The 11790-nt window shown below is 61.1% G+C and carries 14 protein-coding genes; 12 read left to right on the top strand and 2 right to left on the bottom strand.

All coding sequences use genetic code 11. The features are described from left to right. The first annotated feature begins 201 nt into the window (after window positions 1-201). A complete protein-coding gene (locus tag AM590_RS14625; RefSeq protein ID WP_394329100.1) occupies window positions 202-2742 on the top strand; it encodes an ArtA-dependent S-layer glycoprotein in 2541 nt (846 codons plus the stop codon). A 161-nt stretch (window positions 2743-2903) separates the two neighbouring features. Next, window positions 2904-3824 carry an archaeosortase A gene (artA, locus tag AM590_RS14630; protein ID WP_058828109.1) on the top strand — a complete coding sequence of 307 codons (921 nt, stop codon included), beginning with the start codon at window positions 2904-2906 and terminating at the stop codon, window positions 3822-3824. 21 nt (window positions 3825-3845) lie between these two features. Here artA and dph5 read toward each other — a convergent pair whose 3' ends face one another. After that, the gene (dph5, locus tag AM590_RS14635; protein WP_058828110.1) at window positions 3846-4655 is read right to left on the bottom strand and encodes a diphthine synthase; all 810 of its coding nucleotides are present in this window, start codon (window positions 4653-4655) and stop codon (window positions 3846-3848) included. Between the two features lie 150 nt (window positions 4656-4805). Here dph5 and AM590_RS14640 point away from each other — a divergent pair, with 150 nt between their 5' ends. The 4 genes from AM590_RS14640 (at window position 4806) to AM590_RS14655 (ending at window position 8073) form a co-directional block, all read left to right on the top strand. After that, on the top strand, window positions 4806-5348 hold the full coding sequence (locus AM590_RS14640) for a DoxX family protein (protein WP_042663205.1): 543 nt from the start codon (window positions 4806-4808) through the stop codon (window positions 5346-5348). Window positions 5349-5434: 86 nt separating this feature from the next. Next, window positions 5435-5644 carry a hypothetical protein gene (locus AM590_RS14645; protein WP_058828111.1) on the top strand — a complete coding sequence of 70 codons (210 nt, stop codon included), beginning with the start codon at window positions 5435-5437 and terminating at the stop codon, window positions 5642-5644. 293 nt (window positions 5645-5937) lie between these two features. Continuing rightward, window positions 5938-6381 carry a Rieske 2Fe-2S domain-containing protein gene (locus AM590_RS14650; RefSeq protein WP_042663208.1) on the top strand — a complete coding sequence of 148 codons (444 nt, stop codon included), beginning with the start codon at window positions 5938-5940 and terminating at the stop codon, window positions 6379-6381. A gap of 471 nt (window positions 6382-6852) precedes the next feature. Continuing rightward, the gene (locus AM590_RS14655; protein ID WP_058828112.1) at window positions 6853-8073 is read left to right on the top strand and encodes a site-specific integrase; all 1221 of its coding nucleotides are present in this window, start codon (window positions 6853-6855) and stop codon (window positions 8071-8073) included. Here the strand turns inward: AM590_RS14655 and AM590_RS14660 are convergent. Then, entirely contained in the window at window positions 8070-8687 is a 618-nt protein-coding gene (locus AM590_RS14660; protein ID WP_058828113.1) for a hypothetical protein, read from the bottom strand. The two genes, AM590_RS14655 and AM590_RS14660, sit on opposite strands and share 4 nt — an antisense overlap. Before the next feature lie 438 nt (window positions 8688-9125). Here AM590_RS14660 and AM590_RS14665 point away from each other — a divergent pair, with 438 nt between their 5' ends. The 6 genes from AM590_RS14665 to AM590_RS14685 all read left to right on the top strand — a co-directional run bounded on the left by AM590_RS14665 (window position 9126) and on the right by AM590_RS14685 (window position 11730). Then, the gene (locus AM590_RS14665) at window positions 9126-10439 is read left to right on the top strand and encodes a hypothetical protein (protein ID WP_058828114.1); all 1314 of its coding nucleotides are present in this window, start codon (window positions 9126-9128) and stop codon (window positions 10437-10439) included. A 114-nt stretch (window positions 10440-10553) separates the two neighbouring features. Beyond that, a complete protein-coding gene (locus AM590_RS14670) occupies window positions 10554-10841 on the top strand; it encodes a hypothetical protein (RefSeq protein WP_058828115.1) in 288 nt (95 codons plus the stop codon). Next, window positions 10838-11059, top strand: a complete 222-nt coding sequence (locus AM590_RS14675) for a hypothetical protein (protein ID WP_058828116.1) — start codon at window positions 10838-10840, stop codon at window positions 11057-11059. Before AM590_RS14670 ends, AM590_RS14675 begins: the two co-directional genes overlap by 4 nt. Further along, the gene (locus tag AM590_RS14680) at window positions 11056-11271 is read left to right on the top strand and encodes a hypothetical protein (RefSeq protein WP_058828117.1); all 216 of its coding nucleotides are present in this window, start codon (window positions 11056-11058) and stop codon (window positions 11269-11271) included. Before AM590_RS14675 ends, AM590_RS14680 begins: the two co-directional genes overlap by 4 nt. Window positions 11272-11380: 109 nt before the next feature. Beyond that, window positions 11381-11533 (top strand): hypothetical protein, encoded by a 153-nt coding sequence (locus AM590_RS20565; protein WP_157575472.1) that lies wholly within the window; start codon window positions 11381-11383, stop codon window positions 11531-11533. Next, entirely contained in the window at window positions 11530-11730 is a 201-nt protein-coding gene (locus tag AM590_RS14685; RefSeq protein ID WP_058828118.1) for a hypothetical protein, read from the top strand. The genes AM590_RS20565 and AM590_RS14685 overlap by 4 nt, the downstream gene beginning before the upstream one ends. Window positions 11731-11790 lie beyond the last annotated feature (60 nt).

The raw sequence follows: 11790 nt of genomic DNA on the forward strand, positions 1-11790 counted from the left end.
TTAGAGATATTTTCCACAAAGTATTTACTTCGGCTCAGGAGAGTCGCTTTCGTACCCCTACCCAAGGTGAAAATCAGCGAGTAATCCCGCGCCCGACCTACCCACGGGCGAACGGGGTAGAAAGCTGTTTCGCCGCTTATAGACACATCTATAACAATGACAGAAAACAAACAAGTTCGCGCGGTTCTGCTCGCTGCGCTGATGGTTTTCTCGGTCTTCGCCGGGTCCATCGCGTTTACGGGCACTGCCGCCGCAGCGGCTACGTCTCCCAATGTCACTACGACATCGGTTGACAAGGGTCCTTCTGCGACCGTCGACGTTGATGTTACTGACAACACCAGCTCGGACGGTCCTGGGCTTTACGCATGGATCGACGTAAACGGAGACGGTTATTACAACGCATCTGAACCGTCTGCGGACGACACTAGCTACACCAACGGAACGACCGTCAGCATTACTGGCATTCCGGTATACTCCAACATCTCTGCTGGAACCTACAACGTTGCAGTCGTTGAGACCGGTTCCTTCGGCGTGGGCACTCAAGAGGAAGCCCACGACACTGTTGACATCAACACCGCCAACCCTGCTGACTTCGGCTCCGCCATCCACTACGACGACGGTACGCCGAAGGTCGAAGTTGCCTTCGACGAAGACGTCTCGGTCGTCGAGATGAACGTCACCGACGGCGAGACGAACCTCTCGCAGTCCGCGTCCGTCTCCGGCGGACAGGTCAACGTCACCCTCAGTCAGGTCTACACCGAGGACCTCGAAGTCACGTACAACGTGACCGACTCCTCCGGTAACGCGGCCACCGGCACCGAGGACGTTACCTTCGCGCCCGTCTACGTCGCGAACAACTCCAACAACACGGCCTACCAGGGCTCCACCGTCGCGGTCGTCGCGGGTGCGACGAACACCGACGTCGAAGTGGAGGGCACCGACGACGACAACAGCTACCAGTTCTCCGGTTCCACCGGCGAGAACAGTCAGGTCTTCCTCTTCGAAACCGAAGGTAAGACCCTCGACACCTACGAGTTCACCATCGGCGGTGCGCAGCAGGCCCAGGTTGCCGTTCGCGACCTCGGCTTCGAGCTCACCGTTGACGACCTGAACATCACGACCGATGACGGCATCGAAGGCACCGTCTCGGCCAACGCGGGCGGCCGCACCGTCGACGTCGTCGCACTCGACGACAACGGTGACGAGGTCGACGGCACCGAGACGACCGTCACGCTCAACGGGCAGGGTGAAGCCGACTTCAACCTGAGCTCGGTCGAAACTGGCGAGTACACGGTCGAAGCGACCGACGCGTTCTCGGGCGTCACGCTTGAGTCCGACACGGTCACCGTCTCGAAGGCCAAGGACTCCTCGGGTGACTTCACGTCGTCCGTCATCAGCGAACAGGTCGGCGACGTTGCCGAAATCACCGTCATGCTCGACGGCACCGACGACGCGGAGATTCAGATCGGTGCGAACGAGCTCGGTTACAGCGCCAACGTCTCTGTCACCGACGACAACAACGACGGCGAGGTCGTGCTCCTGTTCAACACCTACGCGCCGAGCAAGACCTCCTCGTTCGACGTTGACGACAGCGACGACGAGTACACGGTTCAGGATATCTCGACCGATATCTCCGGCAGCGACACCCTCGACGCCGGCGACTACGACCTCGAAGTCTCCACCGGCGGCGACGCGGACAACGTCGCGACGCTCGTCCTCGAAGAGCGCAGCACCGAGAGTGTCTCCACCTGGACGGCACCCACGGGTGCTGACATCACCGAGACCGAAGATGTCTACGACGCAATTGAGAACGAGAACCTGACGCAGACGGACTCGCTGGCGAACGGCGACGTCGTCGTCACGCAGGTCACCGCGACGGGCCTCGAAGGCGCGTTCGACGCGTCGAACTTCGACGCCCTCTCGGGCACGCAGTTCAACCTCACGGTCGAGCAGACGAACCCCGGTCCGAACCGCGACGCGAAGGTCCTTGGTATCAACAGCTCGAGCGCCACGATCATCGCTGACGGTGCCAACGACACGTACTTCATCGTCTACGACCTCGACGACATCTCTGCTTCGCGCACGGACTACTACGACAACACCTCGACGCTCTACGAAGTCGAGGACGACGACGCGTTCAACGCGACGTTCACCGTCCTCGAAGACGGTGACCTCGCCGAAGACGACGAGTCGGCCTCCGACGAGTTCGAAGTCGTCGAACCCGAACTTGAACTCGACCAGGACGAGTTCGCAGTCTCCAACGCCGCCGAGCAGTCCATCTCGGGCACGGCCACTGTCGCCCCCGGAACGGAACTCACCATCCGCGTGAAGTCCGACGGCGACACCCAGCCGCGCTTCCTGAAGACGGCTTCGGTGTACGTACAGGCTGACGGTACGTTCTCCTCCGCGTTCGACTTCTCGGAGCAGAACGTCAACGACACGTTCGAAGTGACGGTTTCGGTTGACTCCGGCACGGCCGCTGACGCGACCGCTGACGGCATCGTCGGCGAAGCCATGGAGACGACCACGGCCGCGGAGACGACCACGACCGAGGAATCCACGGAAACGACCACCACGGAAGCGTCGACCGAGGAGTCCACGGAAACGGCAACCGCGACCGAAGAGCCGACTGAGGAAGCCACCGAGGAGACCACCGAGTCCAGCACGCCTGGCTTCGGCGTCGTTGTCGCCCTCGTCGCGCTCGTCGCCGCTGCGCTCCTCGCAGTCCGCCGCGACAACTAACGACCGCTAATCCACTACCGGGGTTCTCCCGGTCCCCTCAACACTTCTTTATCGACTGCCTACACAGCGGCGGCGCTGTGCGGTCGGCTCGTCCGGACGGTCGGACGGCCCCCGTGCCCGGAACGACAAGGGATTTATTCGCTCCACCGCATCAAACACGTATGCCCGGTCTCCTCTCCGACATCCTCGCGTGGGTGGTTATCGGAACCTTCGTCGCCGGCGCGGTCGTCAACGGACGGAACCGCGACCTCGGGCGGCGGGTGATGTCCGCAGCGTGGGTGTTGTTTGCGGTCTTCTGGCTCCAACTCATCCCGCATTTCACGCTCGTTCACAAGAGCTACATCGAGGGTCTGTTGACCATCGCCGCCGTCCCGGCGTCGCTTTACGCCGGGTGGCTCCTCTACAACGGCCGCGACACGCTGTTCGTCCTCTCGCGGGCCGTCGCCGCCATGGGTGTGGTCTACCTCCCCTTCGAGACGATTCCCGCGCTGACGCTGTTCGGGACGACGATCCCTGCTCCCCGCGGCATTCTCATGGAGTCCGTCGCGGCGCAGACGCGCTTCCTCATCGAATCGCTCGGGTACACGCCGCAGATGATTCCCGGCGACGAGGGCTACCTGAACACGTTCCTGTGGATGCGGGGCTCTCACCGAATCGAAATCTCGGTCGTTCTCGCCTGTACCGGCCTCGGGAGCATCGCCATCTTCGCCGGCCTCATCGCCGCCGTCGACGCCCCGATGCGCCGGAAACTCCGCGGGCTCGCCATCGCCGTCCCCATCATCTACGCGCTGAACCTGCTTCGGACGACGTTCATCACCATCTCGGTCGGCAAGCAGTACTTCCAACTGTTCGTCGACGAAGTGCTGTTCCTCTTCGGCTCGTCGGACCCCTACATGGTGTCGTTCTTCATCTCCGACCGCATCATCAGCCAGGCGCTCGCGGTCGTCGCGCTCGTCGGCATCACGTATCTCGTCGTACAGGAGGTGCCGGAACTCCTCACCGTCATCGAGGACGTGCTCTACATGGTGACCGGCGAGGAGTACGACCTCAGAAGCGAGTTAGGGCTCGACGGGCGAGCGTAGTCGGTCCGTCCCGTTTTCTCTTCAGTTTTCGTCGTCGAACAGTTCCTCGGGCGCGCCGCCGAGCGCCGAGAGCGCGTCGGCCTCGACGTGGTGGACCTCGCCGGGGATGACGAGCATGTGCAGCGGTTCGCCGAAGTCGCGCTCGGCGAGCGCTGACAGTCGGTCCGCGGCGACGACGGGGTCCGGACTCCCGGCCCGGCAGACGGCCACGCCGAGGGCGTCGCCGTCCCAGTGTTCGGCGAAGAGTTCGGCGGCGTAGTCGGCGGTCATGTACTGGTCGCCGTCGACCTCGACGCCGCGGCGACCCTCCCAGTCGACCTTGATGTCGAGGTAGACGAGCGTATGCAAGCCGAGTTCGCGGTTCGCTTCGAGGGAGTCGACGACGCTCTTCGGCACCGGGTCGCCGCCGTGAACGTACGGGAACGGGAGCGTCACGGCTTTCCCGAAGCGGTAGTTCTGGAGTCCGGTCAGACCGCTGGCGGCGGACTGGGCGGTCACACCGTGGATGAGTCGCGTCTCAATACCGCGGTCTTCGGCGCGGAGACGCAGGTCGACGTGCGTGGTCGAAATCATCGTGTCGCCGGCGGTGAGGAACGCGACGTGGTCGTCCTCCGCGGCGTCGAGTATCGGTTCTGGGTCCTGTTCGACGCCGGCGCGGTCGCGGACCTCGATGTCGATGTCGTGGTAGGATTCGAGTTCCTCGACGGTCGCGCCGACGAGGTGACTCGTGTAGAACTCAGCGAAAGCGCGGTCGGCGTCCGCGAGCGCCTCCCGCCCTTCGACGGTGATGGAGCGCTCGTCGTACAGACCGAGACCGATGAAGGTGAGCATGTTCGTGTTCTGTCGCGGGCGATGATAAGCGGCGTGACCTCCGGTGAGTCGGCCGATACCCATTGTGTGAGATTACCCAACACACTTTATTGTAGTGGAGGAAAATATTACCTCCGTATGTCAACCGATAGTCGTACACTAGAGACGGAGATGTTCGGACGCGCGGTGCGATTCGACTACTCGGAGCGGTGGGTAGGCTACTCGCTTTTCCTCCTCAGAGTAGTGATGGGGTGGACGCTGTTCCAAGGTGGCATCACGAAGCTCGTGACGTACCTCGATGCGGACCCCTCGAACAACTGGACTGCGGCGGGCTACCTCGCCAACGCGATTCCCGAGGGGAACCCCCTAATGGGGCTGTGGAGTTCGATGGCGGGGAGTCCGCTCATCGACATGCTGAACATGTGGGGCTTGACACTCGCTGGATTAGCCCTCATCCTCGGCGCATTCGTCCGGTTCAGTGCCTTCTGGGGCGCGGTTATGATGCTGTTCTACTGGGCAGCAGCGCTCGAAGGCGGCATCCTCGCGGGGCTTCCGCTGGCCCACGGTTGGGTCGTCGACGACCACATCGTCTACGCGGTGTTGCTGTTCGGCCTCGGCGCGTTCGGCGCGGGCCGCATCCTCGGCGTCGACGCCTACCTCGAAAACATGGAGTTCGTGCGGCGTAACCGGTGGATGAGTCTCGTTATGGGCTGACTTCCACGCGGCGGCGACCACTTTTTTGAAGTCTCTCGCGGACGGACCCGACGGAACTTTCTCGACTGCTGCGTTTCGTTCGACTGATGTCGATTCCTCGTGCGACAGTTTCCTGTCCGACGTGCGGCCTCGAAGAGCGCTTCTCGAAGCTCGCGGACGCGCGTCTCCGAATCGAAGAACACCGCGCGGAGACCGGACACGACCCCACGTGGGAGTTGGGTCGGTTCGCACCCGGTGTGGAGAAGATGGGCGACGACGCGGGCGTGTGCGGCGTGAACCCCGACACGGACCGCTGAGTCGGTGGACCGCAGACTCGAATTCTGTCCCTCCCCCCGTCGAGCGTCGAGTCAGCGGATATGAGATTCATAACAATACGACATTCCCTCGAACGAGTGGGTATGTGGTGCGAACGCTGCGGACGAGATACGACGGTCCGGAGACACGCGGTAGACGAGTTCACGGGATTCCTCTGTAGCGACTGTCGCGTGGTGTGGGACCGATTTACGTCGGCGTAATCGGTGGGCCGGACCCGAACTCCCCGGCGTCGTCGCCGATAGCTACTTTTCGACACGGTCGATAGCTGTGTCCGATGGTCAACGGAACACGAGTCGCGGCTGTGGACGATGTCCCCGAAAACGGGTCGTACCTGTTCACCGCGGAGGACGCGTATTCGCGGACGAAAGAGCTCATCCTCGTCCGGTGCGACGACGGGCCGGGCATCGAAGCGTGGCCGAACACGTGCACTCACGAGAATCAGCGGTTCGACCGCGGGACCGGCGCGGCGATACGTGACGGCGAGATTATCTGTCCGAAACACGGGTCGATGTTTGACGCCTGTTCCGGTGCATGCGAAAACGGCGAAGCGGCAGGTACCGCTCTCCCGGACGTGGACATCGCAGTCGCCGATGGCGACGTTTTCCTGACCGACGACGAGTACACCTATCTCTACGAGGGCGCGGCGGAAAACGGTGAAGACGAGGACGACGACGAAGACGACGATATCCCGAGTTCGACGTCACACATCGGGTTTTGAGCCGTTCCCAGGACGGTTCGGTCGCTATTGCACCGTTCCGAACGGCGGTATACTGGTCACCTACTGGTCAGCGCCGTCCTCGTCGAGAACCCCGTGGTACGGGCAAACGAACTCGTCGCGGATGAGCTGTGCGTCGACGCGTGGTGAGACACGAGAGGGGTGGTGAGGATGAAGAACGAGTTTCGGCGGAAGCGTGGTACTCCACACGTCAATGAGCATCCCGTCGAACACGCTGTAAAACCCGAACCGGAGACCTTCGTCTCCGGGGTTGAGTTGTGGGATGGTGAAGGAACCAGTAGAAGCCGGTGGAGGGGATTGTGAACCTCACTTGCAACGCTCCGCGTTGCTCGCTGGCTCAAATCCCTCCACGCGAGGCTCTTCAATCGTACTGTGTTCGGTAGAAAGAGCCGGTGGAGGGCTTACAGAATAAGGGTTCAAAACCTATTAGGTGGTGGCGCGTGAGTGTGAACTATGCCGATCACCGACTTCGGGAGACAGTTGGCGAACACTGTGGAGAACATCGAGGAATCCGACGAGATTCTCGACCGGAACAAGGAGCTAATTCTCGACTACAAACAGGATCAAGTGCTCAACGGACTGAGCGAAGCGACGCTCCTCCGGAACACCCAGCGGCTCAAGATCGTTGCTCAGGAGGTCGAGAAACCGTTTGATGAAATGGACAAGTCAGACGTCAAAGCCGTGATTGTGTGGCTTCACAACCGCGATTACACGGACGAGACGGTCGACACCTACAAGACGGTCATCAAAACCTTCTGGGGCTGGTTGAAAGACGCCGGAAAGGACGAAACGCCGGAAGAGGTCAAATGGATTCAATTGACCAACGGGAACGGGAACGGCGACACACTCCCGAAGGACCTCCTCACGAAAGACGAGATCGAAGCCCAAGTTGACGCCGCGAAGAATCCACGAGACAAGGCGCTTATCTATATGCTGTATGAGACGGGCGCACGGATCGGCGAATTGATCGACCTCACCGTGGGCGACATCGAGGATCGAAAACACGGCAAGAAGGTAGTGATCGACGGCAAGACCGGGGCGCGACGGCTCCCCCTCGTCGAGTCGGTTCCGCATATCAACAACTGGCTCAACAAGCACCCGAACCCGGAGAAGGGCGCGCCGCTGTGGTGTAAGATCCAACAGGGAAGCGGCGACGACCAACTCGGCTACCGATACATCCGTGAGAAGATTCTGCAAAAGAATATGGAACGCGCTGGGATCGACAAGCCGTCGAACCCACACCACTACCGACACTCTCGGGCGTCACACCTCGCCACTGAGTTGAAAGAGGCTCAACTGTGTGAATGGTTCGGCTGGGTCCAAGGCTCGGACGTCCCGGCGCGCTACGTCCACCTAAGCGGCCGTGACATCGACAACGCCTACGACCAAATGCACGGGTTGTATGAACCCGACGAGGACGAAGACACCCCATCAGTTGTCGAGTGCTGGCGCTGTGAGGAGTTGAACGAACCCAACGCCAGATACTGTGGTCGGTGTGGAGCACCGCTTGACGATGATGCACAGTCCTTCAACGAACAGGTTGAGGAGGATATTACGGCTGATTACCGGGAGACTGATCCAGAGGACATCGATACGCTGGAGGCAATCGATACGATTAACGAACTGATCCAGCGGCCGGATGTCAAGGCGATACTTGATCGGGATGAGAGCTAATCATCGTCGGGTTCATACGATCCCCTGTCCCGTCCAAAAAGCGGTTCACGGTTCTCTTCTTCCCAGATAAGCTCGGCTACGTCTACGTCACTCTCTGCAAGAGTCTGCAACACGGCTTGCATTTCAGGAATCCGCAAGCCATCCACGTCGTCGGGGGTAACTCTAGCGAGAGCACTATCCACGATCACATTACCGTGCGCCGGCCGCTCCACATTGAACGTAACCCGAACGTGACGGTTATTCATATGCCGTTCAGCAAGCGTCACACCGTGCTCCAAATATCGATCGAAAGGGGGCATATAGTCGTTGAACAGTCCCCGGTACAATACATAGAACATACCTCTTGCCCCGTCTCTCGTCCTGTGATGATCCATATTCTCTTCTGTGAAGAGTTTGTCTAGATTGAGTTCTTCCCAGTTGTCGGAGTGACGCCCGCCAAGTAGCGCAAAGTCGTAGATTGCCCATCGGAGTCGGTCGCGTATCCGAGAATACATTTGCCACCTCGCTTGATCTGACATCTTGAATTCTTCCTCCCCCGAGAGGTATTTCCGCTGTTTACTCGTTAGTACCGCGTTTGGTCCTTCTTGGCTCTCACTGTCCTCACCTGATTCCATAGCATCAGGATACTCTGAGCCTGATCTTATAATGTTTTTGAATGCCTGCGAATATACATAGAATGTCAACGACAACCGATCGGACGACGGTGACGGTGCCCGTCGAACTGCATCGCCGTGTGTTCGGCGAGGACGGTATGAAACCGTATGACACGATGTCTAATGCGGAGTTCATCGAAGAAATGGCAGACACCTACGAGAGGGTGCAAGGGTTATGATGGACGTTGTCGCCGAACACCGCGACGACCTCGAAGCTCTTGCGGAGCGTGAGGATCTTCGTTGCTCCAAATACGCTAAGGCGCTCCTCGAAGCGGCGGAGTCAGAGGACTGAGCGCGGTGTACCGAAAGCAAACGGGCGCTGGGTACGCTCGCGACGGCGGAGCCTGTCATAGTGGCGGCTCTCAGAATACTCCCGTCGGCGCGCCGTGGCGCGGGGCCGTGAGGGAGGACGACAAGACGCGGTTATTCAAATACGTTCGTTCGACCCGCGAGGGCGTCCCTCTGGCGAAGATCGTTCGGGACGTGTTCGGGACCGACGCCGACGCGGGCGGGGCTGAGTACCAACTGGCGCGGCGATTCTTCGACCGTCACCCTGAATTTTTCAATACCGACCGCAGAGGCGACCTCTTGTGGGTAGAGCCACGGATCGGGATATTCACGCGGCTTAACTTGAGACAGCAGTATGCGAATGGCAAAACCACTGGACGGGAGGGAGTCGAGACGACCGCCACCGAACCGACGGACGAATTCGAGGGGAGCGACGACGGGGCCACCGGCAGACCTGAGCACACGGATGACGGGCCGATGTACGCAAAAGCCCGGACGCGGTCGTTCTTGAGTAATTATCTTCAGATTGGGGCTGACTCCGTCCGGCGGTCCCTGTTCGCGCAACTCGTCAAGGACGTCGAAGGGACGGCGGGCAAGTGGCAGATATTCGAGCGCGTCCGTGGCAAGGGGGACGACTACCTCTGCCTGCCGTATCGGACCCGTCACAACGACGGCAGGCGGGCACGGGACGTCCGCGGAGGGTTCGAGGACGCACTAGGGCTGGCGGCGGGGCGGCACACAGAGGCGGTCGTCCTGACGGTCACAACGGACCCGAAAGAACACGACAGCCTCACGGACGCTCTGGCGTCTCTGTCGACGAACAAGGGGCGGCTAATGTCGTGGCTATCGACGGAATATCAGCTCGGGTATCGACCGGAGAACCTGTCGGTCCTACAGTTTACGGAGTCGGGCCTGCCGCACTATCACATCGTTCTGTTCGGCGTTTCGTGGGCCGTCTCACAGGAACAGTTAGCGGAGATGTGGCGGTCATACGGACAAGGGTACGTCGTCGACGCGCGGACGGCGCGGAATCCACACGACGGGGACTCGTGGCTACTCCACGACGACGAGCAGGGGCGGGTGTCTCTGTCGTGGTATCTCGGAAAGGCGATACGGGAGCTGGTCGACGTGGCGGAGTCGACGCCGGCGGACCTCCGCGACCGGATCAGGGACGGGGACGTATCGGCGTGGCGGCAGACGTTGTACTGGGCGACAGAGCGGCAGTACTACACTTGTAGTCCGTCACTGAAGCGGTCCACGGCGGACGACGACCTGCCACACGTTCCGGTATGGGAGTTCGTCGGGACGGCGGAGTACGCGGACCTCCCGGCACACGTCCGTCGGCAGGCGACGTTTGCGGATCGACCGCCACCGGCGACGGCATCGACGTCCTCAATCACGACGGCAGGGGCGACAGCTGACTAGCCGTGGCTACGCCGGACCTAAGACGGAGAATACTGAACGAATATCTATGCAACACCGGACTAACGACGGCGGAAACGGGGAGTTCGACGGTTCGAACCCCGGGGGTATGGGCCGATGAGTACTGACGCGAGCGCGGGCGCGGCGGACGACGCTGGCGACGGGAACGACCGGAGCGATTACGCGGAGATGATCGACGATCTCGACGCGGCGATCTCCGAAGCGCGGAAGAAGGTAGAGTCGGGGCGGGTGTACGACGCGGAGAACGAGCGCGTCCGGCAGGGGTGGATTCGCGTCCTCGCCTACGCGACAAATGTACGTCGGCAGGTGACGACCGACCGCGACCTTGAGGAGCTAGCAGAGCGGATCGACGAGCTCGAAGACGCACAGGAGGGCGACCGATGACCCGAAAGAGTAAACGCGAACTGGAGCGGGCGGTTGAGGCCCTCGGCGACGACAGCGACACCGAACCCTCAGCGATCGTAGCGTTTGAACTGGAGGACGGTACATACGTCGACGAGGACGGCGATCCGATCGACCGCCCGGGCGAGGTGGTATTCACCCTCCCGGATGACGTCTGGAGTCGGTGGACCGATCCGCCTGTCTCGGTCCAAAATCTATGACCCGAAAATCCAAACGTGAACTAGAGCGTGCGCTCGACCAACTCTACCCCGACGCCGCTGACGGACCAACGGAGATTGTGATACAAGACTACGTGGTTCCGACGGACTGGGGCGACGATCCCGACGCCGAGAAGCGGCTTGAATCCCGGACGCGGCTCACTCGGGACGCCGTCGGCAAGTGGCATACCGAACGGGAGGACGTCGACGAATGACGCGACCCTCGAAGCGTGAAGTGGAGCGGGCGATTGAGGAGTTAGAGGACGAAGGGGCGGAAGCGACGGTGTCGCTCACCGACCTCCTCCTCGACGACAGAGGTGACAAATGACCCGGCGCTCGAAGCGTGCGATTGAGCGCGCTATCGGCGACCTTGACGCGGACGATGGTCCCGACGCCGACCGGGTTATGATCCTCCGGCGGATCGTCGACGCCGAAGGGCGACCGATCGGAATACAAGAGAAGATGATCGACCTGTGATCCGCCGAAGTCGCCGGGAGATCGCCCGCGTCGTCGAAAAGCTGGAATGGGATACACACACCGACGCCGACGGGTTCAACCCGGATCCACTCACAATTGAAGAAAAGCGGGCGCTTGCGGACGTATTCGACACGAATCCGTGGAACGGGACGGACACCGAGGCGGTGGATGTCCTCACTGCAATTCACAGGAGCTAATGATTTTTGCGGGAGCTACGCGCGGGCGCACGAACCGATCCATCAAATACCCGCCTACTC

The organism is Haloferax sp. Q22 (assembly GCF_001482285.1).
In the GTDB taxonomy this organism is placed as follows: Archaea; Halobacteriota; Halobacteria; order Halobacteriales; family Haloferacaceae; genus Haloferax.

What these genes read in the sequence shown, in the direction of transcription:
- AM590_RS14625 (WP_394329100.1), top strand. Translation starts at nt 202, where the DNA reads ATGGTTTTCTCGGTCTTCGCCGGGTCCATCGCGTTTACGGGCACTGCC.
- artA (WP_058828109.1), top strand. Translation starts at nt 2,904, where the DNA reads ATGCCCGGTCTCCTCTCCGACATCCTCGCGTGGGTGGTTATCGGAACC.
- dph5 (WP_058828110.1), bottom strand. Translation starts at nt 4,655, where the DNA reads ATGCTCACCTTCATCGGTCTCGGTCTGTACGACGAGCGCTCCATCACC.
- AM590_RS14640 (WP_042663205.1), top strand. Translation starts at nt 4,806, where the DNA reads ATGTTCGGACGCGCGGTGCGATTCGACTACTCGGAGCGGTGGGTAGGC.
- AM590_RS14645 (WP_058828111.1), top strand. Translation starts at nt 5,435, where the DNA reads ATGTCGATTCCTCGTGCGACAGTTTCCTGTCCGACGTGCGGCCTCGAA.
- AM590_RS14650 (WP_042663208.1), top strand. Translation starts at nt 5,938, where the DNA reads ATGGTCAACGGAACACGAGTCGCGGCTGTGGACGATGTCCCCGAAAAC.
- AM590_RS14655 (WP_058828112.1), top strand. Translation starts at nt 6,853, where the DNA reads ATGCCGATCACCGACTTCGGGAGACAGTTGGCGAACACTGTGGAGAAC.
- AM590_RS14660 (WP_058828113.1), bottom strand. Translation starts at nt 8,687, where the DNA reads ATGGAATCAGGTGAGGACAGTGAGAGCCAAGAAGGACCAAACGCGGTA.
- AM590_RS14670 (WP_058828115.1), top strand. Translation starts at nt 10,554, where the DNA reads ATGAGTACTGACGCGAGCGCGGGCGCGGCGGACGACGCTGGCGACGGG.
- AM590_RS14675 (WP_058828116.1), top strand. Translation starts at nt 10,838, where the DNA reads ATGACCCGAAAGAGTAAACGCGAACTGGAGCGGGCGGTTGAGGCCCTC.
- AM590_RS14680 (WP_058828117.1), top strand. Translation starts at nt 11,056, where the DNA reads ATGACCCGAAAATCCAAACGTGAACTAGAGCGTGCGCTCGACCAACTC.
- AM590_RS20565 (WP_157575472.1), top strand. Translation starts at nt 11,381, where the DNA reads ATGACCCGGCGCTCGAAGCGTGCGATTGAGCGCGCTATCGGCGACCTT.